The organism is Desertivirga brevis (genome assembly GCF_017355835.1).
Genome location: NZ_JAFEWF010000018.1, coordinates 16,377 through 42,369, shown reverse-complemented (window position 1 = coordinate 42,369; position 25,993 = coordinate 16,377). Strand labels below are relative to the sequence as shown.

Here is a 25,993-nt window from a genome sequence, read left to right as displayed (position 1 = left end):
AAAACGATCCGAAGTCTGGAAAAAATAGACCAGCCCGTTATTATCGCAATGACGGCCAATGTTCTACCTGAAGATAAGGAGAATTGTTATAAAGCAGGCATGAACAATTTTATCTCAAAGCCATTTAAGCTGGAGGAGCTGATGGAGGTTCTGAAGTTTGAAACAAGCATACCGGGTTCCTAAAGCTTTTAAACGAATTCCCTTTAGATAGCCTGTCTCCTGTCCTACACGTCGTAAGAGTAATTGAAAAACAAAGCAGGAGGCGCCAGATCCTTTACAAATGATCTGACACCTCCTGAGTTTTACCTGCCTCTAATTATTACTTCTTCTTCGGATTCTTCAACAATAGATTTAAAGATTTTTCACGAAAGTCGTTATGCTTTGTGCGGGCAGCGTAGCTGTGAATCTACCGTTATTCACGTTTATGCCAGGTAACTGTACTAAATTTTCAGTTGGAGAGGTGCGGAAAGGGGTAAATTGATTCACTGCCCCGGAGCTGACTGCGAATGACTGGCTTACTGACGTTGTTCCCTTATTTATTGCAACTACTACTATTTTACCATCACCCTGATAGGCGCTAACATACACATTAGTTTTAGGATTGTTAGTGGCATCTATACGGTTGTAACCGGGACGGATGAATTTTGAAAACTGACCGATCGTGTAACCTTTTTTATTAAGTATTCCATTATTTATTAACGCGCAATCCCATATTTTTAAAGTCCACCAAATATAGGCGTTATGGTCAGCAAGAGTCAGGCAATCGTGGATTTCTTTAGCTACAGTCATGCAGGTGCTAATGTCCGTACCATTATGATAGTGCTCGGTCATCCAAACCTTTTTGCCTTTATTTATAGCATTATCGTATCTCTGCGGTGTACTAACACCATAAATATGCCCTCCAATATAAGGAACGTTAGCAGACGCAGCAGGATCGTTAAGAACAGGATCGCTTAATGCATAGTTAAAACCCAGCGCTTCTGGCATCATTACAGGTTTTCCAATAGATGCAGCATTGTTTTTGGCGAAATTTAAAAAGTCATTTGCACTCCATCCACAGGATTCGTAATCAGGCAACCAATCCGGCTCATTTTGAATGGACATGACGTCTATAGTTCCAAAGTAATCACATGCTTCTTTCAGGTAATTCGCATAGTTTTGATACTGGTCAGGAAGCAGGGAGCCTTGAATAGTATTGTTATTCGTCTTCATAGAAGCCGGGGGAGTCCATGGGGTAGCAAGAACCATTGCACCGCGGGCTTTAGCTTTCAAGGAATTTGATTTTTCATCTGCCCAGTCTTTCCATGGATCAAGTCTTACACGTAATATGCTTAACCCTAACTGCTGGTTGTTGCCGTTGGAAAATAGCGCGTTCGCTTCATCTTCTGACATAGCACCACTCCAGGCGGTTGAACCGCCAAACCCGTCGATCACTTGCCTTATCCCATTTACATCCACAATTGCTTCACCTGAAATCGGTTTTTTTGAATTACTGACACTTAGAACTTCTTGTTCCGGTTCAGAAATTGTTTTGTCACTGCAGGATGCAAAGACCATCAGAATTAGTAGACAGAGGGTGTTTTTTAATGCTTTCATAAAGTCGTTTTTCTTTAGTAATTGATTATTTGTAGTCTTTCATATACTCAGCTGAATTTTCTTATATCTTCAGCTGAATACCGGCCTTGTCGATTATACATTGTTACTTCATGCATAATTTCGCCGTGGGTTAGTTTAAAATAAAATGCATTGCTACTCTAAATTTTCTAAGGCGGGATGTTGTCTGCCGTTATTTCCGCAAAAGAAGTGCAGGTAAGGTAAACAGATACATTAATATTTGAATTTGAAGGGAATGGTTGAACTGTTAGTTTATGTAGAATGAACGAAATAGAGAACCGCATCCTTATCCATATTCTTTCACAGAATGGCTTACAATTAACGATAGATGCCAGATTCAGAGGATCCATTTCTTTTGCAGGAATTTGGTTAGTTTAGACTTGACTTTGTATTTCTACGTCTTGGAATTCCTTTCAAAATCGGATGTCGACAGATAATACAATCAAGAGTATATAAAGCGACTAATATCTAGTGCTGAATTTAGTCAAGAGTGTATTATAGTTAAAATCTCGCGTCTATATGTTAAACCTTCTAATTGCTTAACCTCCATCTTTCAATGCCTACCTCCCCTGGCTCATCCGCTTTACGTGCAGATAGAAACAGTAACAATGGCCTAGCGACTTGTGTTGGTACTCAAAAGTTAAAGCCCCTCCTTGGTACCCCAGTCCTGTGTTTATAAAACTATTGATTTACTAAAATGCCAGACAAGGCACATCCTAGACCTACCTCAGCAATTTTTAACATTTGTCTTATCAAATTAAACATGTGAACATTACTCCAGCTGAGGCTTCCCATATTTTAGTCCCCTCGAAATCAATGATTTTTTAATACTGATTTATTACGTTGGAGAGTGAACCGGACAAATTCAAAGAACTACCCGAGGTAAACCTGAAATTACAAACACACAAATATTTAGATAACTTATGATGAATGTTAGAGAACGAAATCTGACAACAAAAAAAGGATGGTATTTTTTCACAGCACTACTATTCCTTTTCGTGGCACAGACACCCATGTCAACTGCCCAGAAAATATCTGCGGACAATGGTGACGGTACTTTTACCAATCCTGTAATTCCTGCTGACTTTCCTGATGTAGATGTAATCCGTGTAAAGGATACCTACTATATGCTGTCAACCACCATGTTTACATTCCCTGGTGTTCCGATCGTGAAGTCGAAAGATCTGGTGAACTGGGAGTACTGCAAGAATGTTGTAGAAAAGATGGATGGTGAATGCTATGACCTTCAGGGTTGTAACCGGTACGCGCTTGGTCAATGGGCAGGGAGCCTGAAATACCATAACGGAAAGTTCTACGTATTGTTCAATTCGCTTAAAGAAGGAGCTTTTTTATGCACAGCCGTAAATCCTGAAGGGAAATGGGACATTAAGCCACTTGGAAAAGGATACCACGACTGCGGGTTATTTTTTGATGAGGACGGAAAAATTTATGTTAGTTGGGGTTATGGCGAGATTTACATGACTGAACTTGACAAGGACTTCAGACCCGTTAGTAAAGATTCTCTGGTATTCACCGGGAAAATGAGAGCCGGACTAGAGGGATCTCATATATATAAAATAAACGGGTATTACTACCTGTATTGTACTTACGGCGGGGCAGATGGGTTGCAGATTGCCTTGCGTTCGAAGAATATATGGGGACCTTATGAGGAGAAAGTGGTGATTGATGAAAAAGACAAGAGCAATGTCAACTTTGGAATTCATCAGGGAGCACTGATCCAGACACAAACAGGAGAATGGTGGACGATGCTGTTTATCGATATTGGCCCCTTTGGACGTGTCCCTTCTTTACAGCCGGTAAAATGGGTGGACGGATGGCCTGTTGCAGGAGTAGACGGACATGCGGTGACCAGATACAGGAAGCCCGATGTCGGCAAAACCTATCCGATCAGATACCTTCCTACTTCAGATGAATTTACAGGCAAAGAATTAGGAATGCAGTGGGGCTGGAATCATAATCCTGACAACGCCAAATGGTCTTTGACGGCACGTAAGGGTTATTTAAGGCTCTCCACAGGAAAGCCGGTGAACGATTTCCTTCAGGCCCGAAATACACTTACACAGAAACCCTTTGTTAAGTACGATCAGCAAATCCCCACCACAGGAGTAACTAAGTTGGACGTAAGCCACATGAAAGACGGCGACATTGCAGGTCTTTCCGTTTTCCAGGATCCATACGGATATATAGCTGTAAAGCAAATCAAGGGAGCCAGGAAACTCATTATGGTAAATAATGGAATTGAAGTAGCCTCCGTCCCATTAGCTGCAAAGGTTGTTTACCTTAAAACCAGTGCTTCTAATGCTTCAAAAATTGCTCGTTTCGAATACAGCCTTGACAACAGGACTTTTAGAAAGCTTGGCAACGAACTATCTATGCAATTTAGTCTTAAAGTGTTTACAGGTAATAAATTCTGCCTGTTTAATTATGCAACTAAAAGCGCAGGCGGATACGTGGATTTCGACTACCTGAGAATGAATTGACAGGATTTATATCCTGATTTAGTTATTAAAATTATCAGGTCATCTTGATAAGGGGGAAATGAGCTGCACAGGTTCGATGATATAAAGTTTGTCCCCCTTATGCGCCGAAATTTAACATTTGTTTCAGAAATGATATCAAATGTACACCTGAATCATAAGCACGAGCTGCAATTTCGTGCTGGATTAAAGTGAATTCACTTTCCGGCAGTTTTGATTAACGATTCTTCCCGGTCCTGCTTAAATTTACTCTTGCCAGGCCCGGGATAAATTAAACACACAAATACTAACTAGATTATCAAAGCCTGGGAATAATTATGTATGGTCTATTAAGAGAGGACAGCTATCTAAATCCCATAGTTATCCTTTTGCTTTCATTATCTCAATTTGGGTTACAATGTACTTGTGGAATCTATCTCGATCTGCCGCGTATAATTCGTTTTTTTTCAAACTCATGTTCTTAAATACGTTCGTATTTTTTTTATTATGAAAATAAGCTTTTTAACTCTATCATTTTTATTTGCTTTCATGGGGCAATGTCTGAAGGCACAGACGGAGTATCCCTTCCGCAATCCAGATCTGCCTAATGAGCAGCGCATCAACAATCTTATCAGCCTGCTGAAGCCTGAGGAAAAAATTGGAATGATGATGCATGACTCCAGAGCGGTTCCCAGGCTGGGGATACCTGCCTATAACTGGTGGAGTGAAGCATTGCATGGTGTGGCACGGGCAGGTACAGCTACTGTATTTCCGCAGGCTATCGGGATGGGGGCAACCTGGAATGTGCCTGCCCAATACAGAACCTTTGATATCATCTCAACGGAAGCAAGAGCTAAATACAACGAAGCCGTCAGAAACAACAACAGGAGCATCTATTATGGTCTTTCATTCTGGACTCCAAATATTAATATCTTCCGGGATCCGCGATGGGGACGAGGGCAGGAAACGTACGGTGAGGATCCCTATCTGACCTCCCAGCTTGGTTTAGCAACGGTAAAGGGATTACAGGGAGACAACCCTAAATATTTTAAAACCCATGCCTGCGCTAAACACTACGCCGTGCACAGCGGGCCGGAGTGGAACAGGCATTCCTATAACGCAGTCGTCTCTGACAGGGACCTCTGGGAAACTTATTTACCAGCGTTCAAAGCCCTGGTGAAGGAAGGAAACGTAAGGGAAGTAATGTGTGCTTACAATGCACTTAACGGTGAACCCTGCTGTGGTAATAATCTGTTGCTTACCAATATTTTGAGGAAAAAATGGGGCTATAATGGAATGGTAGTTACCGATTGCTGGGCAATGAACGACTTTTTTGTAAAAGGTGCACATGCGACGAAGCCCGATGCTCCTTCTGCAGCCGCAGATGCAATTATACATTCAACTAATCTTGAGTGCGGTGATTCGTTTACCAGTCTAAACGCTGCCCTGAAATCCGGTCTTGTTTCAATAGAGCAGATAGATGCATCTCTGCGAAAAATACTTCAGGGATGGATAGAATTGGGTATGCTTGATCCTCAGGAAAGAGTGCCGTGGAGCAAATTACCATACAGTGTGGTGGACGCGCCTGAACACCGTCAACAAGCTTTAAAGGTAGCCCGCGAATCCATGACTTTGTTAAAAAATAATGCAAGTCTCCTTCCTTTAACGAAATCTGTAAAAAAGATTGCCGTAATAGGTCCAAACGCGGATGACAGTACGATGCTTTGGGGAAACTACAACGGCACCCCATCTTCTACCGTGACCATACTCGAAGGCATCAAAAAGAAATTGCCGCAGACAGAGATTGTTTACGAAAAAGGATGCGATCACGTGGATCCCTGGGTTAAAACTTCTTTATACGAGTATCTGTCAACCGGAGTAAATGGCCAAAAAGGGCTTAAGGTTGAATTTTACAACAATAATAAGCGAGAAGGCCAGCCGGCAGCAACATTAACCAACAGTATTGGCATTAGCTACAGCAACGGAGGAGGAACACCGCTGGCACCAGGAGTGAATGTAGAAAACACCTCATCTCGTATTTCGGGTATATTTACAGCACCTTATTCTGGTCCTGTTGCCTTCAGCGCAAGTGCATCAGATGAATATAAGCTGTTTGTCGACGACAAAGAGGTATTGACCCAAACCGGTTACTTTGCATCTGTTACCAGCGAGCATATAATGAATATGGAGAAGGGAAAGACTTACAGGATAAGACTGGAGCAATCGCAAAAAGGCCAGCATGCAAGTGTAAATTTTAATGTGTACAGAAAGGATCCTCAGGAATTCTCCGGACTTCTAAATAAAATCAGTGATGCTGATGTTGTAATATATGTCGGCGGGCTTTCTCCGGCCCTTGAGGGTGAGGAAATGTTCGTTAACGCCGAAGGATTTAAAGGGGGAGACAAAGTATCTATTGACCTTCCAACTGTACAGCGCAAATTGCTTGCTGAACTTAGGAAAGCCGGTAAACCGGTAGTGTTCGTCCTTTGTACGGGAAGCTCCCTGGCTCTCGAGCAGGATGAGAAAAATTACGATGCACTGCTATGTGCATGGTATGGAGGTCAGGCGGCGGGTACTGCAGTTGCAGACGTACTATTCGGAGATTATAATCCGGCAGGTCGCCTTCCTGTTACTTTTTATAAAACGCTGGCACAACTTGATAGCGGATTAAGCAAGCATAACGATCCGGCAAGACAGGGCTTTGAGAACTACGATATGGAAGGTAGAACTTACCGTTACCTTAGGTCGGAGCCCTTATATCCGTTCGGCCATGGTTTGAGCTACTCAGCCTTTAAGTACGGAGCTGCCACTTTAGATAAAAAAGTACTGAAGGCTGGTCAGAATGTCTCTATCACTATTCCTGTATCCAATAATTCGAAAAAGGGCGGCGATGAAGTAGTACAGGTCTATGTAAAAAGGGACAACGATCCTCAGGCACCGGTGAAATCTCTACGGGCATTTAAAAGGCTTTTCATAGAGCCGGGAAAAACACAGTACGTAAAGCTTACACTGGACAATAATTCTTTTAAGTACTTCGATAAGAAAGCTAACGATCTTGTGACCAAGGCAGGAAGCTACACCATTGAATACGGGGGTACTTCCGCCAGTACCACGCTTAATAAAATTAAAATAAAAGTTCAACCGAACTAAATCTAAAAGGCTACACACACACTGGCCCGGGAGACGTGCGAATACCGGGCATATACCTTCTAAAAACTTAGATAAAATACAAAACGACTTATGCATAGTGTAATTAAAACAGTATTTATTCCTACAATTGCAGCAGCGCTGCTGCTGTGCCAACCTGTATGGGGACAGAAACAAACAGAGGTTGCGCAATTTGACTACTTCAAATACGAAGGCAAAGACGAGCGGTTTAAAACGGGAATCGACCACAAGAAACAATACTACAACCCAATAGTGGCAGGGTATTATCCCGACCCGTCTGTCTGCCGGAAAGGCGACACTTATTATCTTGTAAATTCTTCGTTTGGTTTCTTCCCTGGTGTACCTATTTTCAAGAGTAAGGACCTGGTGAACTGGAAACAAATAGGCCATGTTCTGGACAGGCCTTCGCAACTTAGTCTGAATGAAAAACAAGGTATTTCTTCCGGAATATTTGCACCGGCCATCTCTTATAATCCCACCAACGATACCTTCTATATGATTACAACCGACATCGGTGGCATCGGTAATTTCTATGTAACATCAAAAGATCCGGAAAAAGGCTGGAGTGAGCCTGTCCTGCTCCCCGAGGTGAGGAACATCGACCCCTCCTTCCTCTTCGATGATGACGGGAAAGCATACATAGTGCATAATGATGAACCAGAAAATGGACCCGACTGGAACCAGCAGCGGAGTATCCGGATTCATGAATTTGATGTAGCAACAGGCAAGACTATTGGAAAAAGCAAGGAAATACTCAGGGGTGGAGCGCGCCCGGAAGATCGTCCGATTTGGATTGAAGGTCCGCACCTATACAAGATCAACGGTTATTACTATTTAATGTGTGCAGAAGGGGGAACAGACAGCGGTCATTCCGAGGTTGTTTTTCGCAGTAAAAGTCCCTGGGGACCTTACGTGGCAGCAAAAACAAACCCTATTTTAACGCAAAGAGACTTAGCTCCGAACCGGGAAAACATAGTAGCCTGCACTGGTCACGCAGATCTGATACAAACGCCCAAGGGCGACTGGTGGGCAGTATTTCTCGGAACCCGTCCATATACCAATAACTTCGTATTTAACACAGGTCGGGAAACTTTCTTATTGCCCGTTACATGGGAAAACGATTTTCCTGTTATCCTGAAAAAAGGAGAGCCGGTTCCTACAATCGTATCCAAGAAGGATCTTAAACCAGGGACTCAGCCTTTAACTGGTAATTTTACCTACAATGAAAACTTTGAAAAAGATAAGCTAGACCATTCCTGGATTTTTATTCGTACGCCAAAACAGGATTTCTATAAGGTGAATAATGGTAAGCTTGCTATTACTCCCCTGGCGATAAGTACGGAAGAAACACAATCACCATCGGCCATTCTAAGAAGACAGCAACACACTAATTTTTCAGCCGAAACTCAGGTAGAGTACACTGCTAAATCCGAAAATGATTTTGCCGGCTTGGTCTTGTTTCAGAATGAGAAATATCAGTTCCTTTTTGGTAAGACTATCATTGACGGAAAAGAGAGCATAGTACTATACCGGATAGAAGGCAAAAAGGAAGTACTGGCTAGCAAACCCCTAGATGGTATTAAGCCCAATACTCCGGTTAAGTTGAAGGTAGAAGGCAAAGGAGGAGCGGGTGATTTCCTCTATAGCTTAGATGGTAAAACTTGGCAAACTTTGGCTGGCGGTGCTGACATGACCAACCTTAGTACTCAAAAGGCACAAGGCTTTGTTGGTACCTGTATTGGCCTTTATGCCACAAAGAAGAATTAATTTATATTTTCTCTAAAGGTTGTTCCCTGTTGCTCCTTATGGTAACAGGGAATTTTTTTTTCCTCTAATCCGTAGAAAATGGAAGATCGGCTTTATTACAAATCGGAGGAGGAGTGTTAACTGAGTGGCATGACTTAAAATTAGTGTTTCTGATACGCTTTTATGGAGAAGTCAGTCAACTTGGATATATGATCCGGTAAACCCCACCTACTAATGAAAGACCTAATTCGTCATTCCCGCTGTATACCTTGAAGATTCGTTAATTTACTTAGGAAGTGCCCGCTCGAAAATAAAGGTGTTGCCAGATTTGATAACCTGGCTGATGACAATGTCAGGGTCAATTGGATTAGTTGTCCGGACAGCAGCATGCAACAATACGGCGTAAAAAACTTTTTCCGGTTTTCCCCGGATTATGTTCTTCAAGGAACACATGCAATCTTATAAAATTCATCAACGTTCAAATTCCTCATCGCGATAAAGACCTTTAATTGTCTCTATCGCAATGAAAAATAAACTATCTGCCCAAACAGCCAGGAAGTTACTCCTTGGACAGCTTGGTTGAAAACGAGTCATTTACTTTTAAAAGATATAAGCCCGAAGATAAATCCAGATTCAAAACTTCCACACCAGACATTCCCCTTACAATCTTTGTTTTATAGACTATTTTTCCAGTCAGATCACTCACCTTAATATCAATATCTTTTGTTTTTATAGCAGGAGGAACCTGAATTGAAAGAGTATTGTTTACTAAAGGATTGGGATAAACTACAAGCTTTTCTTCTTTACCCAGACCCAACGATACTAATCTTATACCTTCAACTTTTGTATCGCCATTTTTATCGACCTGAGACAACCTGTAATAATTAGGTCCATTTGCAGGACTCGCATCAGTCGCTGAGTAGAATCCACCTTTTTCACCCTTAGATTTCACACTGACAAATTTTTCAAAAGTTTCTCCGTCTGTACTTCTTTCTATAACAAAATAATCATTTCCGGATTCAGAAACAGTAGCCCACCTTAAATCAACATTACCGTTTGCGTTTAATTTTGCTTCATAAGAGGAAAGTTTAACCGGCAAAACTGTTGCATTTAAAGCCTGGATTTCTGCTGGAGACAAAACCTTATCATAAATTCTAAAATCGTCTATTACCTGCTTTGCAAGGCCATCCCATTCAAACTGTGATTTACCCAGATAATTATTTTTTGTTATTCCTAATGCCCTCACTCCCGCTTTAAACTCATTTGCATTTTCAGCGATCTGACTTCCATTGACATAGACTTTTGCCACACCACCTTCATCTACTGTACAGACCAGGTAAACCCACTTATTATCACCCAACAAATAGGGAGGCTGACCCCAGGGAATAGCTCCTTTTTCTCCTCCTGTGATACTGTTTTTCATGAAAAGCCCTGGAAGAAATGCACCACCCGGGTCTGCAGTCCAACCTATTAAGCTGTAAAAAGCAAAGAACGTTTCTGTGTCATTCCCAAAGTCAAAAACACGGCTATAGTTCTGATACTGCTCTATCTTTACCGCAGTAGCGATGGTTATATTAGGATGATTAATTATGCCTTCAGGCAAAGTTATATAGTTAGTACCATCAAATCTGAAAGCCTGGCCTTCGACACCCTCGACAAATAAAGAATTTCCGCTGACTACTGCAGCACTCCCTCCTTTTTCGTCATTTGTGTTGCCATTAAATTTATAATGAACCAGGGGTGAAGGCATTTGAGCAAAGGATTGGACCCTGATAAACAAGGACGAGGCAACAAATAGTGCAGTTGTTCCTCGTTTTAAAGAAGTGTAGAATTGTTTCATGTTAGTTTGAATTATCATTGGAAAAACCCCAACATTACTCCACTTGGCTTCTAGATCTACCTCACTTGCAACTGGGGAAATTAAGTTTATAATGGTTTTATTACTGGCTGCAATTTATAGGAGTGTAAGAACCTGCATTACCACACCTGTAAAAAACATTGCAAGAAATGTTAAATCGAAAAATAATCGGTGAGGGCTTCCGCAGATGCCGGAATAAAAAGGTCTCAGGGTTTAGCGTAATATCCTGAGCGCTTAATGGTGAAAAAAATGGCCCTTTAGGTAGTTAAGTATCAGCCCACGGAATAAATGTTAAAGATGGATATTTTACTGCTGGAATTTTAAGTTTCAATTACCTTCGGCTTTTAGTGCCGGTGAGCAAATTTATAAACGGTCATTCCTGCTTCTTTTACAAGTATCCCAACGAATCGCCTTAAAGATAATATCTCTCGAATAATAAGCCCGATTCCCTAACTTTTAACATTCGGTCGATAATCTTTACGAATAGTCCTAACTAAACTTACAAATCTTCAGGTACTTCGCAGTACAGAAATCAATTATATAAAAGGCAACGCCTTTACCAGGCTTGATTAAATGACAGCCTTCAAGCGAACCAACTGTTCAGGACTTTGCCAATGTATCTATGAAGACAAACAACAAAGAGCTGGAAACGACACAACCTGTTTCTTATGTGCCCGGAAAAATCAACACTAGCTGTGCAACCCTCAGCCAGAACCCCTTTTACTTACTTGGAAGAAGCGAAACGGATATGCGCTCTCCCTGACCAAAAGTAGCTACGGTAAGAGGACAGGATAACTAACCAATTGAACAGTTCTTCACCCCGTACATATTCACTTGCAGCTTTTGCTAACCAACAAACACATTAATCAGAGTAAAAGACTAACCCAAAAATACTGCGCACAAGCTACGGTTTCTCCCTTATAACCCAGTTGATCACGCAGTGCTATAAATTCTAACAACTAATTCAATAAACTATGTTAACGATGAAACATTTAAACTTAAACAGATGCATGCGTATTGCCGCGCTTGCATTGAATTTGGCAATTCTAAGCAGCTGCTCCAAAAATGAGTTACTGAAGGAAGAAGCACCGGTAACAATGAACAATAAGACTAAGATCTCCGGTGTACTTGCACAAAGGGGAAGGCCGGTAAAATCAAACGGAACTTTTTTAACAGACCAGGGGGAATTGCTACGGGGACTTGCTATTTCCAGCGACATTTTTACCACTGTACCTTCTCAGGCTGATATTGCAAAAATCAAAGACCTCGGTATGAATGCCATTCACCTATATGCAGAGTGCCCTAGTTGCGGTTCTCCTGGTGGTAAGGTTGCTCTGGTCGATTCAGTGGTTAATGCTACAGCCAACACAGGCTTATATCTAATACTTACCATCGGCAACGGCAGTGAAAATGGATCATTCAATTTAGATTTCATCAATTCCTTCTGGAACCTCTATGCACCGAGGTATAAGGATAAACCCCACGTTATTTACGAGATTCAGAACGAGCCATTTGCCTGGGGACCTCCGTACGATACAAACACTTTAAACATGGAGAAAAGCGCCTTTAATTTAATCCGTTCCAAGGCTCCGAATACCCCAATTCTGCTGATGAGTTACAGCGTTCCCGGCAACTATACTGCTGCAATTTCAGAAATTAACTCTCTGGGACTCGACCTCTCCAATGCAGGGGTTGCGATACATGGGTACGGAGTAACCAATACTGAGTTTTCAGCTTCTATATCAGCTTTGAAAAATGCCGGTTTTGCGGTCGTTGTAACAGAGCCAGAAACCAGCAGCGGGAATGTAAACATCAGTACAACCACAATCTTTGAAAACCAGGGTGTTTCCTATACCCATTTTCTCTCAGTAGCTGATGTACTTGCAAACAATGCTATGTTCAAAACACCAGTAGAAAGCAGCGTGCTTAGATGGAAACCAGACTATGGGACATGGCCTTTAGGAAACAATAAGATTGTACACATGACCAAAAGTAACTCCAACACTTTCGCGGTCGATGGAGGCAATGGCGGTGCAAATGGTCAGCAAATATACCTCTACACCAGGGACGTTAAGAATATAAATCAGAAGTGGCTGGAAATTGATGCAGGAGGAGGCTACTTTGTTTACCAAAAATTGAATACCAACTACTGCATCGATGGCGGGAATGGTGGTGCAAATGCACAATCCGTGTATTGTTGGACCTGTGATGTAAGCAACCAAAATCAGCAGTGGCAGAAAATCAGTTCCGGTAACGGCAATTTCAGGCTGCAGAAGCGGAACGCTCCGGGATTTTCCATTGATGGCGGCAATGGTGGTGCAAATGGGCAGCCTTTGTACTTATGGTCTTCCGACGCCTTTAATCAAAACCAGCAATGGACCTTCTTAACCTATTAAGTCCTTCAGCTTTCTGCATGTAAGGCACTTACTAATAAGGGAGATACCGTAAAATTCAAGACCCTGAGAAGGGTCTTGATAACTGAAAAGTTAACAGATAAAGTAGTGTAGTATTTATTATAAAACATCTTAAATCCTGTGCTTCGACATATCAACGTGATGCAGTGCTTTAAATCCAAAGATGCAAAGAACATTTCCGCGGCCAGGAACTCGCTCATATAACAACCAGTTTATTTATGAAGAAAAAACAGCTTTTTACATCTAAGACAATGTATAAAAATACTTGTCTCCTGGTAAGCATTTTAATGGCGTCCAGACTGGGCGCCGTTGCAAATGTAGGCCTGGTTAAACCTACCAGAACTCCGGTTTTGATTACCAATTCACTTGACAAAACGATTGGAGGCGTAGTGCTTGACGAGAAAAATCTTCCATTGCCTGGTGTTTCGGTTAAAGTTAAAGGAGCCTCAACAGGAACCGTAACCGATATCAACGGAAAATTTTCCTTATCCGTACCTGATAACAATGCAGTTTTAGTTTTCAGCTTTATTGGCTACACCACCAGGGAGGTACCTGTTGGCGGGAAAACGACCTTTAGAATAAACCTTTCGGCTGAGAACAGTGTGCTTAGCGATGTAGTAGTAGTAGCCTACGGTACCCAAAGGAAAACTTCTTCCACCGCTGCCGTTTCGCAAGTTAAAGGTGCCGAAGCCGCTAAATCTCCTACCCCCAATATTTCAGGTTCGATAGCGGGAAGAGTTTCCGGTGTGAGCATGCGGGGTAACGGAGGCCAGCCTGGCCAGGATAATCCAAGTATCTATATACGTGGAGTAGCATCTACCGGAAATACTAATCCACTGATTGTTGTGGATGGTATAATAAGGGACAATATAAACCAGGTAGATCCAAATACCATTGAATCAATCAGTGTATTGAAAGACGCAGCTGCTGTAGCACCATACGGGATGGGAGGAGCTAACGGGGTACTGCTAATAACAACCAAATCAGGTGTGAGCGGAGCACCCACAATATCTCTCAATGCCTATTACGGGACCCAGACTCCTACCGTTTACCCGGATATGGTCAATGCTACAGAGTATATGAAGATCAGGAACGAAGCTGCCCTGAACTCGGGTGCAACCACTCTTCCCTATGCTGAGGATTTAATTAACAACTATGACGAACTGCATGCTGCTGACCCTGATAAGTACCCGAACAGCAACTTTTTCAGAGATGTTGTGGATCTGCACGTTCCTCTTCAGAATTACAACTTCCAGCTTAACGGGGGAACAGACAAGGTCAAATACTTCACGGGCCTGGGCTTCTATGATCAGGGAGGAATGTTCGGCAATGTAGGCTATAAAAGGTATACCTACAGTTTAAAGACAGATGTAAATGCTACCTCAACCACTAAGATCACCGCTTCCCTGAATGGTTCAATAGAACGAACCTCCAGCACAAATGAATATATTGGAAATGTTATTTGGGCATCGGTAAAGATGCAACCAACAGGAGCTATCAGATATTCTAACGGTTTGCCAGGAGCGGTAACAGGAATTTCTCCACTTGGATTAGTTAACGGAGGATACGCAAACACAAGAAGGAATACTCTTTTAACTTCAATTGCGGTTGAACAACAACTGAGCTTTATTAAGGGACTGAGTGTTAAAGGAACCTTCAGCTTTGATCCCACACAGTCGACCAATAAGAACTGGCACCTTCCCATAACCTTTTATGATATAAACACCACCACCACCCCTTATACATTTACGAAAGCTATTGCCGGGGGACCACGGACAACCTTATACCAGGCCTACTCCCAAAATGAGAATTTCACCTATCAGGGAATAGTGAATTATAACAGGACTTTTGGAAAACACGGAGTATCGGGACTCTTTGTTGCAGAAAGCCGCAGAAACACCAATAACTATTTCAATGCCGCCCGGAACAACTTTGCGATCTCGGTTGACGAGCTTGATCTGGGGAGTGCCACCAAGGAAGATTTTGATAACGGAGGAGGATCGGGGACAGGAAGTCAGATTGGTTATGTTTTCAGATTAGGATACAATTATGATGGAAAATATCTGCTGGAAGCTTCCGGAAGGCAGGATGGGCATTATGCTTTCGGTCCCGGAAAAAGATTCGGGTTCTTTCCTGCGGTGTCAGCGGGATGGAGAATATCTGAGGAAACGTTCTTCAAAGAGCGCTTCGGTTTTATTGAAAATTTAAAACTAAGGGGTTCATGGGGCAGGTCAGGAAACCTTCCGTACCAGAACGGCAACCTGGCATTGTACCAATGGCTAAACGGATATACATTAGGATCGAACGCTTATGTTTTCGGAGCTTCCAATATAGTTCAGGGTGCCTATGTTCCGGTAGAAGCTAATCCAAACATCACCTGGGAAATAGCAGAAAAAACTGATATCGGCTTTGACCTGTCACTACGCCAGGGGCTGCTGAACTTCGAGTTCGATTACTTTGCCGAACAGAGAAAAAATATGCTAATTCCCCCGACTGTTACCGTGCCACTTGAATACGGGATTAGTCTACCTCTTGAAAACGCTGGTATAATGAAAAACCGCGGTGTAGAATTTTCAGTCGGCTCCACCAGACGGTTCAAAAATGGAATGCAGGCCGGACTTACCGGAAACTTCAGCTACGCAAGAAACAAGCTGGTTCAGACTTTTGAAAATGCCTCCACATACAATAATCCAAACAGGAGACAGACAGGCCGCCCACTTAACACTCCATTCGGGTATAAATCTCTTGGCCTGTTCAGTACTGATGATGATGTAAATAAGGATGGACTTATCAATGCAGCCGACGGATACATGGTAAATCAATTTAACGCCGAACTTCGTCCTGGGGACATCAGGTATGCAGATCTGAACGGGGACGGACAGATTGACCCGGAAGACCAGACGGTAGTTGGATATCCAACCTACCCTCAAATCACTTATGGCTTTACGCCAACGTTTGCATGGAAGGGACTGGATGTGAGTTTATTCTTTCAGGGAGCAGCGAGGTTAAGTCTGAATGTTTCCAACTTCCAGACTGTTCCGTTCGCTAATAATGCAAGTAACCTGAGCTACGAATACTATAACAATTACTGGACTCCGGAGAGACAGGACGCTAAATACCCAAGGGTAACCTCCGCCCCTACTCTTAATAACTCTCAATATTCTGATTTCTATATGATGAATACAAGTTACCTGAGACTGAAAAATTTAGTGGTTGGATACACCCTGCCGGGTTCTATTTCAAAAAAAGCAGGAATGAAAACTGCAAGGATTTATGTTTCGGGCCAGAATGTACTCACTTTCAGCAAACTGAAGTATATGGACCCTGAAGAGGCTGCAGTCAATACTAGCGGAACGTATTTCTACCCGAATCAAAAAATGTATACCCTGGGACTAAATGTTAATTTCTAAGACGATAAGAATGAACAACATAAAAAGTATTTTAAGGCTTGCAGTGCTGGCCTTCTCTATAACCGCTATATTTTCTTGCAAAAAGGATTTTCTGGAAAACGAATCGAAAACCAATCTGGATGATTTGAGCCTTTGGCAGACAGAGAACAATGCCGATATATTTTTAAATGATATGTATGGCAATCTTTTCAGGATCAATAACACTCCTGATCAGCTGGATAACTATACCGACGATAATGACGCGGGGCCGTACTGGCCTTGGTGGGGCTGGAGATCAGGAAGTGTAACCCCTACCAGCAATGCAATGAATTATAATGCCTTCGACTGGAATTCTGACACTTACGCCAACTGGCAGCGGGCTTATGAAAGGATTAGGAAAGCGAATCTTTTCATTCAGAAATTAAATGAGAACAAAGCCAACTTTTCTGAAGAATGGTACCAAAAGAGAATTGATGAGGCTCGTTTCCTGAGAGCTTTCACTTATAGCTATCTTCTTAAGCACTTTGGAGGAGTTCCTATCATTACCAACACTCAAAGTCGACAGACCGATAGTGAAGAAGAGATCAACAGGCCGCGTGCAACATTTGCAGAAACAGTAGATTTTATAACGGGACAGTTAGATTCGATTGTGACAAACAACAAACTGGCAGTCAAACACACAAGAGATCAGCAGGACGCCGGAAGGGCTACACTTGGAGCTGCATTAGCTTTAAAAGGATGGATAGAATTATTTGCAGCAAGTCCGGCCTTTAACACCAGTACGCCTGCTGCCGCGCAGGGGACCGGAGCATCCGATGCTCAGAAAAAACTTGTAGGCTACGGAGACTATGATATTCAGAGGTGGGTACGCGCTGCCGCCACCAATAGAAAGTTCATTGAAACTTATGAAGGAACATATGATCTTTTCCCAGATCTCTCGACCTTCTGGACAGAGCAGAACGAATACAACAAGGAGGTTATATTTGACAGGCAGCACGTCACAGCGACTACAAATAACCTTGGGAATAATCTTGAGGTTTACGGAGGCCCGACATTTGTATTAGGCCAGTACCGTTCCTGGGGGAACTATTGTCCTACCCAGGAACTTGTGGATCAGTTTGGAATGGCAAATGGAAAGGGCATAAACGAAGCTGGCTCCGGCTATAACCCTCAAAATCCATATGTTAACCGCGATAAACGTTTTTACGATTTCATCGTGTATGATGGAGCTCCATACAAGATGAACTGGATGCCTACAACTGATATCATTTACACAAGGATTGACAAGGTAAATCCCTCTCCAAACGAAATTGATTTTGCTACTGCAGATCCAACCAATACAGGATATTACTTTAAAAAGAGACTGAATCCTGATGCGAATCCGGGAACCTGGTGGATCAGCGGGCTAAATTATGTCTTCTTCCGCTATGCGGAAGTTCTGCTTAACTATGCAGAGGCTCAGAATGAAGCAATAAATCATCCTGATGCAAGTATTTACGCTGCTATAAACAAAATACGCCGACGTTCTAATGTTCCTACCCTGGAGGAAACTTACGGAGGTCAGGTACTTACCAAGGAGCAGATGAGGGAGGTGATAAGAAGAGAACGCCGGGTAGAACTCTGTTTCGAAAACAAGCGATTCTATGATATCATCAGATGGAAAATAGCAGAGGATGTACTCAATAAGGACCTGCACGGGATGAAGATCACGAACACATCACCAAACGATAATAGCGGCGTTTGGAAATATGAGAAGGTTGGATTGAATCACCCGCATGTGTTTCAAAACAAAATGTATCTCCTTCCTATACCGCAGAGTGCAATTGACCGGAATAATAATCTGATCCAAAATCCGGGATATTAAATTTTAATAATACCTACCCTAAGGCTGGCTCTTGAAATAAGGGCTAGCCTTTTTTTATACAGATCAGCAAAAGATCTTCAGAAATAATGAACTATCCCTGTGGTCATTAAAGGAAAAACGTAATTACAGGTCCTAAATCGCACAAAAAGCTTTAAATTTTAACATTAGGAAGATCATTTTGAAGAATACTCCTAAGCAAATTGAGCGGTATTCCTGTACTTAGCGGAATGATATTTTCCGGACTCAGCGGCCACGCAGAGTCAAGGGAAAACTTAAAGAGCTGATAGGGCTGAGACATTTCCTGCCCGGGCTTCTGAAACTAGCGTTATAAACTATAAGAATGATGAATACTTCTATTTCTCCTAAAATTAGCTTAATTGCTTTGCTTGCGATTAGCCTGACCATCCTCGGAAGTTGCAAAAAGAAAGAACAAAAGGAGGAGGCTACGGCGCCCCCCGTCAGCGGACCGAAAAAAACAGGCGTTGCTGAATTTGAGTATTTCAAGTACGAAGGCAAAGACGAGCGTTTCAAAACAAGCATTGACCCGAAGAATCAATTCTTCAATCCTATTGTGGCAGGGTATTACCCCGACCCCTCTATCTGCCGCAAAGGCGACACTTACTACCTGGTTAACTCTTCGTTTGGTTACTTCCCTGGAGTACCTATTTTCACAAGTAAAGACCTGGTGAACTGGAAACAAATAGGCCACGTTCTGGACAGGCCTTCACAATTGAACCTTCATGATAAACACGGTATCTCTTCAGGGATATTTGCGCCAGCTATTTCATATAATGAAGCAAATGATACCTTTTATATGATTACAACAGATGTATTTGGAATAGGCAACTTTTATGTAACAACAAAAGACCCTGAGAAGGGATGGAGCGATCCAATCTTACTGCCCGAGGTAGCGAACATTGACCCCTCATTTCACTTTGATGATGACGGAAAGGCATACATCGTACACAATGACGCCCCTGAAAATGGACCTGACTGGGATGGACAGCGTACCATTCGTATTCATGAATTCAATGTAGCAACAGGCAAGACTATAGGAAAGAGCAAGGAAATAATAAGGGGAGGAGCGAATCCTGCAGAGCGTCCGATCTGGATTGAAGGTCCGCATTTGTATAAAATAAATGGCTATTACTATTTAATGTGTGCAGAAGGGGGAACAGGCTGGTATCACTCAGAGGTAATTTTCCGAAGCAGAAGTCCGTGGGGTCCTTACGAGGCAGCCCCAACAAATCCTATTTTAACACAAAGAGATCTGCCAGCTAACAGGGAAAATATAGTAGCTGCAGCGGGGCACGCAGATATGATACAAACTCCGGAGGGTGACTGGTGGGCCGTATTCCTGGGAACCCGCCCCTATAACAACGATGCATTCAATACCGGAAGAGAAACATTCTTATTGCCCGTTACCTGGGAGAACGACTTTCCTATTATTTTGAAAAAAGGTTTGTCTGTACCAACAGTTGTGGCTAAAAATGGTCTTATGCCTGGGTCACAACATCTGACAGGTAACTTTATTTTCGACGAAAACTTTGAGAAAGATAAACTTGACCATTCATGGATCTTTATACGGACGCCAAAACAAACTTTCTATAAATTAGAAAATGGAAAACTTGCTATTACACCCTTAGCAATAAGTACAGAAGAATCACTATCACCATCGGCCGTTCTGAGAAGACAGCAACACACTAATTTTTCTGTAGAAACACAATTAGAGTATACCCCTCTGTCTAAAAATGATTTTGCCGGGCTGGTTCTATTTCAAAACGAGAAATACCAGTTCCTTTTTGGCAAGACATTCATCGATGGAAGAGAGAACATAGTAGTTTACCGGGTAGAGAATCAGAAAGTATTACTGGTAAGCAAAGCCCTGACCAGTGCTGAGATTAATTCACCACTGAAACTGAAGGTGGAAGGAAGAGGAGGTATGGCAGATCTGCTTTATAGTACAGATGGTAAAAGCTGGATAGCGCTGGTAAGCAATGCTGACATCACTAACCTTAGTACGAGCAAAGCTCAAGGGTTTGTGGGTACCTGTATTGGGCTATACGCAACAAAAAAGAATTAAATTTAGGTTGGTTTTTAAGGTTAACCCCTGTTACCATATTGGTAACAGGGGTTTTTTATCTTTTACTCTGCTTTATCCTCACCCATATAGGGACTCAAGAATAAAGGCTAATCCAGGAGAACTAGTTTTAGACAGTTGCAGAGAATTTTTCTTTGTACAGCTCTATGCTTTCCCGGATTATCTGGTAAGCAAATTCCCGTCCTTTCAGCTGCTCAACGTTAACCGTTTTATTCTCCAATGCCTTGTAATCCTTGAAGAACCTCACTATTTCTTTCATTGCATGGGGAGGCAGATCTTCAAGGTCTTCTATATAGTTAACCGACATGTCATTTTTGGCAACAGCAATAATTTTATCATCCTGCTCGCCATTATCAACCATATGCATTACCCCTACAACCTTCGCTTCGATGATTGACATAGGGTAAACATCGACAGAACATAATACCAGTATATCCAAGGGATCGTTGTCATCACAGTACGTCTGAGGAATAAATCCATAGTTAGCAGGGTACATTACTGAAGAAAAAAGGATTCTGTCTAACCGAAGGAGACTAAAATCCTTATCAACTTCGTACTTAGCTTTTGACCCTTTCGGGATCTCAATGATAGCGTTAACGTAGGCTGGCAAATTATCTCCGGGAGAGACAATTTCCCAAATCTGTTTTTTATCCATAGTTTCGAAAATTCTCTAGTTAATTTATTGATTAAAAATCCTGTTATTCATTCCCAAAGGTGAATAGCAGGATTTACTTTATAATTTTTCTAATTAAAGGGCACTCACTATTTACCAGAAAACAGTGTAAACAGCGGCCAGAATGCCAATGATCAATAATGATCCGACAGCAAAACTGGTTGTAGTTTTAAACATTCGGGTATCGACCTCCAGACCCATATTTCGAGCGTTATCTCTGTTTTCAATCATACTGATGACATACATTCCCAGAATACAAAAAACAAATACAAGCCCCATGCGGTCCAGGAATGGAATTTCGTATACGCCATTTACCGGTACTGCATAACCGATTGGAGCCAGGAAAGATAAGTCTACCATAGCTGGTAAGAACTTTAGCAATAATGAAAGGAGGAATCCACCAATGGTGGCAAACAGAGCGGCGCTTGACGTAGTTTTTTTCCAGAAGAAACCCAGAATAAACATCGCAAAAATACCGGGAGAAACGAAGCCGGTATACTCTTGTATGTACTGAAAACCTCCTTTTTTATCGATCCCCAAATGCGGAGCTATCAGAACACCCAGAATCATGGAAACTACTACCGTTATTTTACCAACGTTAACCAGTTTTTCCTCACTCGCTTCCGGGTTGATCACCTTCTTGTATATGTCCAGGGTAAAAATGGTTGCAATAGAATTCGCTTTCCCTGCGAGGGAGGCCACTACGGCAGCAGTCAGCGCTGCAAAGGACAGTCCTTTTAGACCAGCCGGAAGCAAGGCAAGAAGTACAGGATACGCCCGGTCAGGATTTACTTCGCCATCGTGGATCATATCGGTTTGAAAAGAGCCCGCATTTTCCCGCCATAGTACATACGCCGCAATACCTGGTAATACAACAATTACCGGCATTAATATTTTAAGAAAAGCAGCGAATAAAAGTCCGCCTCTTCCTGTATTTAAATCCGCGCCCAATGCCCTTTGTGTGATGTATTGATTACATCCCCAATAATTGAGGTTAACGATCCACATACCTCCAACAAGTACAGACAAGCCGGGAAGATCAATAAAATTAGGATTGCTTCTTTCAAGGATCATATCAAAATGTTCAGGAGCTTTCTGGATCATGAAATTAAATCCATTCAATACCCCTGCTGAACCGTAGTGTTCCGCAACAAGATTAAGGGCAAGATAGGTAGTGGCTAAGCCACCCAGAATCAAAAAGAAAACCTGGATTACATCTGTAAATCCAATCACCTTCATCCCGCCGAGTGTAATTAGAATGGCAAATATTGCCATAGCGTACATACATGCGTTAAGGTTAATTCCAGAGATGCTGTTTACAGCAATTGCACCCAGGTAAAGGATTGAAGTAAGATTAACAACTACATATAACAACAGCCAGAAAACAGCCATGATCATTGCAACTGTACCATTGTACCGCTGGTGCAAAAACTGAGGCATGGTGAAGATCTTATTCTTAAGATACAATGGAAGAAAAAATACGGCAACAATAATAAGGGTTAGCGCTGCCATAAGCTCGTATGTAGCAATCGCCAGTCCCATCTTAAAGCCGGATCCGCTCATACCCACAAACTGCTCTGCGGAAATATTTGAAGCAATCAAGGAGGAACCGATTGCCCACCAGGTTAGGGAGCCCTCTGCCAAAAAATAATCTTTTGATCCTGAACTTTCAGTGTTTTTACGACGGTAGATCCAAAATCCGTAAGTAGAGACAATAAGGAAGTAAACAAGAAAAACTACATAGTCTTTCGTTTCAAGTCTATTCATTAAAAAACGGGGTTATATTATTAAATAAAAAAACAATTACAATTTGGATAAAGGAGATGCATCATCAGTATTGCAGCAAACTCAGATTAGGAAGAGCTGCTTCAAAGACAGTAAAACGCGGTGTTAAAAACATACATTCAGAAGTGTCTTAAACTCGCGGTAAAGCTAAAGCATCTGAGGCCTACAGAATAGCCCTTATGTTTTCAAAGACTATCATAAATGTTCAATCACATGTCCAATTATATCCCCCGGCTCACTTTGCCTAAATAACCGCTGAGTTGTTGCATTCCCCGCACGGGAGCACAGCCTTTGGTATCCTCAGGTAATGGAACCTGTTGAATTATGTCGAAAAACACAGCCGCTTGATAATTACCAATGGAAGTATGAGTGATACGGTTACCAGGAGCAATAATACTTAGGATGAAGTTTAACATCCGTACAGTTATCGTTAACATATGTGCATGTTGACTACCTGTTGGAGTGGTACTTTTGAAGTATTAAAAAAATAAGCCTCCAAAGCTTATTCCTAGATCTTTCTTACTATTCAAGTATTTATTGGTTTATTAAATTGGTTACGCTCATCCCTCAGCAGGGATGAGTTTCGTTTTTTAGCCCCAGCCACACTTCCACCACGTTGGCAGCTTTAGAAGGGGCAAGCAGTATTTCCTGCCGTAAGACTATTCGGTTTAACCCACAACAAAAAACGGGAGATACCCTGAATGGATACCTCCCGTTCTTTACGAAACCTCGTTTTCTTATTTACCTCTTAGTCCTTCCGCTACGCCAACATAAGCCGGCTTACGAGTATAACCTTCGGTCCAAAGACCAATTGGCTCTCCAGCTCTCCAGAAAGAGTTTTCAGGCTGATCTGTCACACTCCAGATGGTAATTCCATACTGCTGGGCCTTAGGAACGATCTCGAAGTACTTATCGATCACGTATTTGTACATATCAGACTGCGCCTTGTAGTGCGCCTCTGTCGCGTCAGCCGTTTTGACACCTCCTAAACCCATATCCAGTTCCGACACTTTGATCATCTTCCCTGTTGCCGCAAGTAAAGTAAACATCTGGGCAATGTTTTCTTTGCTGGTGTTAATATCAATGTGCATCTGCGTGCCAATACCATCAACGTGCGCGCCTCTGCTTTCGATGTACTTAACATATTCAATTAAGCCTCTGCACTTATCCAGATTATACTCCAGATTATAGTCATTGATAAACAGCTTATCACCCTGGTTAGCATGCTGTCTGGTGATCCTAAACGCTTCTACAGCGTAATCTCTACCCATATAATCCTGCCAGTAAAACTCATCACTTCCTAGTTTATCTTTACCTATACCCGTTTTCAATTCAAAAGGGCGTCCATCATCCATAGGTTCGTTTACTACATCCCATGCTTTCACATAATACTTACAGGTATCCACCATACCAGAGATAAATTTATTAAGTGCGCCTGTGATTAGCTGTTTTTTCTCCGCTGGAGTTTTTTCAATCACCTGATCCAGTGCTCCACCGAATCCCTGTCCCTGAGCTGTGAGACCACGGGTTGATCCATCACCCCAGCCTACCCATTCTCCTGCGCCTGATTCAAAATCAGAAGCTGAGATCAGGTTATTAGTGTTCCCGGCTGCAGTTAATTTAACATTATCGATATACACGGTGCCTGCATAATCGCCGAAGCTTATTACAAACCTGTTACGGTTTGAGGCAGAAGTAGTAACCTTAAGCTCATACTCTTTCCATCCGAGGCCTAAACTAATGGAACCGAAAGAGTTTGATGAATAATCTGAACTCGATTGAAGCTCCGCACGGATATTTCCTTCCGCAGTCGCCTTTGCAGCAAACTTCAAAGTATACTCCTGATTATTTTGCAGAGTCGGCAGATCATGTGCGACTTGAACGGCCCAAAAATCTTTTACTGATTGATTAGTAAAGAAGTACGCGTGCCCTGCATTGCCACTTCCTTTTGCATTATACTTCTTTAAGGTGAAATTATCGAAATAATAACTGGTTGCCTTAGCTCCCAGGTTGAATGCAATAGCGCCACAGTCCGCCATTTCCTGAGTAATTGTTACCGTTTTAACGTATTTATTCCAGGTGCTTGTGGCTGGAATATTTCCGAAAAAATCCCAGTGTTTATATTGATACGGCGCCCTATGAGCCTGGGTAGGGAAACTAGCGTTTTCATCTGCCTTAACATCCATACTAAACTCATATTTTTCCCCAACTTTAACTACCGGACTAAATTTGAAAAAAAATTGCGCATCCCAATCATTAGCCCGCACCGCGTCATTGGTTATCTTAATAGCTCTTCCTGTGCCTCCAGCACCTTGTCCGACAGCGGTAAAAGATAACTTAGCATTAGGATTCGCTTCATAGTTTGAATTGCTGTTCGTCTCAAAGTCGGCTTCAGTAACTATATCCCAGGTTGGGGTACTTTGCCCGGGTATAACAATAGGCGCAATTAAGCTATTAAGGTACTTTGCATTCTGGTTAGAATGCCAGCAAAGGGTATGACCGTAAACCGCCAATCCGTTGCTTTTCGCTGCCTCCAGAAGATTCTTAACATCGTCAAGGTGTAAGGTTCCATCATCCCGAACTACAGCTCCATGCTTCATTTCATACCCTAATACAATTTCATTAAAATTGGAATTGGCCAACCTGTAGAACACACCTTTATTAAGGTAATCGCCGATCGATCCTGCGATTCCGAACTTGAAGGTTGAATTCGGGTCGGGTTTCAGATAGGTTTTCAAAGGCTGGTAAGAGTCTATGATTTCCTGATTGGCAAAACTAGCAGGCTTGGCTACCTGATAATCGAGCAATTCACTTTTTGTACAAGAAGTCATTATCGCAGAAGCGGCAAAACCAAGTACTACTTTATATAAATTCTTCATTTTACTATCTATTTAACCTTAAAAA

General features: G+C 42.2%; 14 protein-coding genes. 8 read left to right on the top strand and 6 right to left on the bottom strand.

All coding sequences use genetic code 11. The features are described 5' to 3' along the window. The coding region (locus tag J4N25_RS26595) for a response regulator (protein WP_207424936.1) at positions 1 to 183 on the top strand (183 nt) is incomplete at its 5' end. Between the two features lie 168 nt (positions 184 to 351). On the opposite strand, the gene J4N25_RS26590 is transcribed toward J4N25_RS26595, so the two are convergent. Beyond that, positions 352 to 1,596, bottom strand: a complete 1,245-nt coding sequence (locus J4N25_RS26590; protein WP_207424935.1) for a glycoside hydrolase family 30 beta sandwich domain-containing protein — start codon at positions 1,594 to 1,596, stop codon at positions 352 to 354. A gap of 941 nt (positions 1,597 to 2,537) precedes the next feature. Here J4N25_RS26590 and J4N25_RS26585 point away from each other — a divergent pair. The 3 genes from J4N25_RS26585 (at position 2,538) to J4N25_RS26575 (ending at position 9,026) form a co-directional block, all read left to right on the top strand. After that, positions 2,538 to 4,115 carry a glycoside hydrolase family 43 protein gene (locus J4N25_RS26585; protein ID WP_207424934.1) on the top strand — a complete coding sequence of 526 codons (1,578 nt, stop codon included), beginning with the start codon at positions 2,538 to 2,540 and terminating at the stop codon, positions 4,113 to 4,115. A 483-nt stretch (positions 4,116 to 4,598) separates the two neighbouring features. Next, a complete protein-coding gene (locus J4N25_RS26580; RefSeq protein WP_207424933.1) occupies positions 4,599 to 7,241 on the top strand; it encodes a glycoside hydrolase family 3 C-terminal domain-containing protein in 2,643 nt (880 codons plus the stop codon). A gap of 90 nt (positions 7,242 to 7,331) precedes the next feature. After that, positions 7,332 to 9,026 carry a glycoside hydrolase family 43 protein gene (locus tag J4N25_RS26575; RefSeq protein ID WP_207424932.1) on the top strand — a complete coding sequence of 565 codons (1,695 nt, stop codon included), beginning with the start codon at positions 7,332 to 7,334 and terminating at the stop codon, positions 9,024 to 9,026. A 538-nt stretch (positions 9,027 to 9,564) separates the two neighbouring features. On the opposite strand, the gene J4N25_RS26570 is transcribed toward J4N25_RS26575, so the two are convergent. After that, entirely contained in the window at positions 9,565 to 10,845 is a 1,281-nt protein-coding gene (locus tag J4N25_RS26570; protein ID WP_207424931.1) for a LamG-like jellyroll fold domain-containing protein, read from the bottom strand. 1,001 nt (positions 10,846 to 11,846) lie between these two features. Between J4N25_RS26570 and J4N25_RS26565 the strand changes: the two genes are divergently transcribed. The 4 genes from J4N25_RS26565 (at position 11,847) to J4N25_RS26550 (ending at position 20,613) form a co-directional block, all read left to right on the top strand. Continuing rightward, positions 11,847 to 13,259 (top strand): cellulase family glycosylhydrolase, encoded by a 1,413-nt coding sequence (locus J4N25_RS26565; RefSeq protein ID WP_207424930.1) that lies wholly within the window; start codon positions 11,847 to 11,849, stop codon positions 13,257 to 13,259. Positions 13,260 to 13,528: 269 nt separating this feature from the next. Continuing rightward, positions 13,529 to 16,687 carry a SusC/RagA family TonB-linked outer membrane protein gene (locus J4N25_RS26560; RefSeq protein ID WP_207424929.1) on the top strand — a complete coding sequence of 1,053 codons (3,159 nt, stop codon included), beginning with the start codon at positions 13,529 to 13,531 and terminating at the stop codon, positions 16,685 to 16,687. A 10-nt stretch (positions 16,688 to 16,697) separates the two neighbouring features. Beyond that, positions 16,698 to 18,530 carry a RagB/SusD family nutrient uptake outer membrane protein gene (locus J4N25_RS26555; RefSeq protein ID WP_207424928.1) on the top strand — a complete coding sequence of 611 codons (1,833 nt, stop codon included), beginning with the start codon at positions 16,698 to 16,700 and terminating at the stop codon, positions 18,528 to 18,530. A 340-nt stretch (positions 18,531 to 18,870) separates the two neighbouring features. Beyond that, the gene (locus J4N25_RS26550) at positions 18,871 to 20,613 is read left to right on the top strand and encodes a glycoside hydrolase family 43 protein (RefSeq protein WP_207424927.1); all 1,743 of its coding nucleotides are present in this window, start codon (positions 18,871 to 18,873) and stop codon (positions 20,611 to 20,613) included. Between the two features lie 127 nt (positions 20,614 to 20,740). Here J4N25_RS26550 and J4N25_RS26545 read toward each other — a convergent pair whose 3' ends face one another. The 4 genes from J4N25_RS26545 to J4N25_RS26530 all read right to left on the bottom strand — a co-directional run bounded on the left by J4N25_RS26545 (position 20,741) and on the right by J4N25_RS26530 (position 25,968). Beyond that, positions 20,741 to 21,286, bottom strand: a complete 546-nt coding sequence (locus tag J4N25_RS26545; RefSeq protein ID WP_207424926.1) for an inorganic diphosphatase — start codon at positions 21,284 to 21,286, stop codon at positions 20,741 to 20,743. A 111-nt stretch (positions 21,287 to 21,397) separates the two neighbouring features. After that, the gene (locus J4N25_RS26540) at positions 21,398 to 23,071 is read right to left on the bottom strand and encodes a sodium/sugar symporter (RefSeq protein WP_207424925.1); all 1,674 of its coding nucleotides are present in this window, start codon (positions 23,069 to 23,071) and stop codon (positions 21,398 to 21,400) included. A 239-nt stretch (positions 23,072 to 23,310) separates the two neighbouring features. After that, positions 23,311 to 23,526, bottom strand: a complete 216-nt coding sequence (locus J4N25_RS26535; RefSeq protein ID WP_207424924.1) for a hypothetical protein — start codon at positions 23,524 to 23,526, stop codon at positions 23,311 to 23,313. A 300-nt stretch (positions 23,527 to 23,826) separates the two neighbouring features. Then, positions 23,827 to 25,968 carry an endo-1,4-beta-xylanase gene (locus J4N25_RS26530; RefSeq protein WP_207424923.1) on the bottom strand — a complete coding sequence of 714 codons (2,142 nt, stop codon included), beginning with the start codon at positions 25,966 to 25,968 and terminating at the stop codon, positions 23,827 to 23,829. Between the last annotated feature and the right edge of the window lie 25 nt (positions 25,969 to 25,993).

Excerpts from the sequence above, each read along its gene's own strand:
- J4N25_RS26590 (WP_207424935.1), bottom strand. The coding sequence starts at position 1,596 with ATGAAAGCATTAAAAAACACCCTCTGTCTACTAATTCTGATGGTCTTT.
- J4N25_RS26585 (WP_207424934.1), top strand. The coding sequence starts at position 2,538 with ATGATGAATGTTAGAGAACGAAATCTGACAACAAAAAAAGGATGGTAT.
- J4N25_RS26580 (WP_207424933.1), top strand. The coding sequence starts at position 4,599 with ATGAAAATAAGCTTTTTAACTCTATCATTTTTATTTGCTTTCATGGGG.
- J4N25_RS26575 (WP_207424932.1), top strand. The coding sequence starts at position 7,332 with ATGCATAGTGTAATTAAAACAGTATTTATTCCTACAATTGCAGCAGCG.
- J4N25_RS26570 (WP_207424931.1), bottom strand. The coding sequence starts at position 10,845 with ATGAAACAATTCTACACTTCTTTAAAACGAGGAACAACTGCACTATTT.
- J4N25_RS26565 (WP_207424930.1), top strand. The coding sequence starts at position 11,847 with ATGAAACATTTAAACTTAAACAGATGCATGCGTATTGCCGCGCTTGCA.
- J4N25_RS26560 (WP_207424929.1), top strand. The coding sequence starts at position 13,529 with ATGTATAAAAATACTTGTCTCCTGGTAAGCATTTTAATGGCGTCCAGA.
- J4N25_RS26555 (WP_207424928.1), top strand. The coding sequence starts at position 16,698 with ATGAACAACATAAAAAGTATTTTAAGGCTTGCAGTGCTGGCCTTCTCT.
- J4N25_RS26550 (WP_207424927.1), top strand. The coding sequence starts at position 18,871 with ATGATGAATACTTCTATTTCTCCTAAAATTAGCTTAATTGCTTTGCTT.
- J4N25_RS26545 (WP_207424926.1), bottom strand. The coding sequence starts at position 21,286 with ATGGATAAAAAACAGATTTGGGAAATTGTCTCTCCCGGAGATAATTTG.
- J4N25_RS26540 (WP_207424925.1), bottom strand. The coding sequence starts at position 23,071 with ATGAATAGACTTGAAACGAAAGACTATGTAGTTTTTCTTGTTTACTTC.
- J4N25_RS26535 (WP_207424924.1), bottom strand. The coding sequence starts at position 23,526 with ATGTTAACGATAACTGTACGGATGTTAAACTTCATCCTAAGTATTATT.
- J4N25_RS26530 (WP_207424923.1), bottom strand. The coding sequence starts at position 25,968 with ATGAAGAATTTATATAAAGTAGTACTTGGTTTTGCCGCTTCTGCGATA.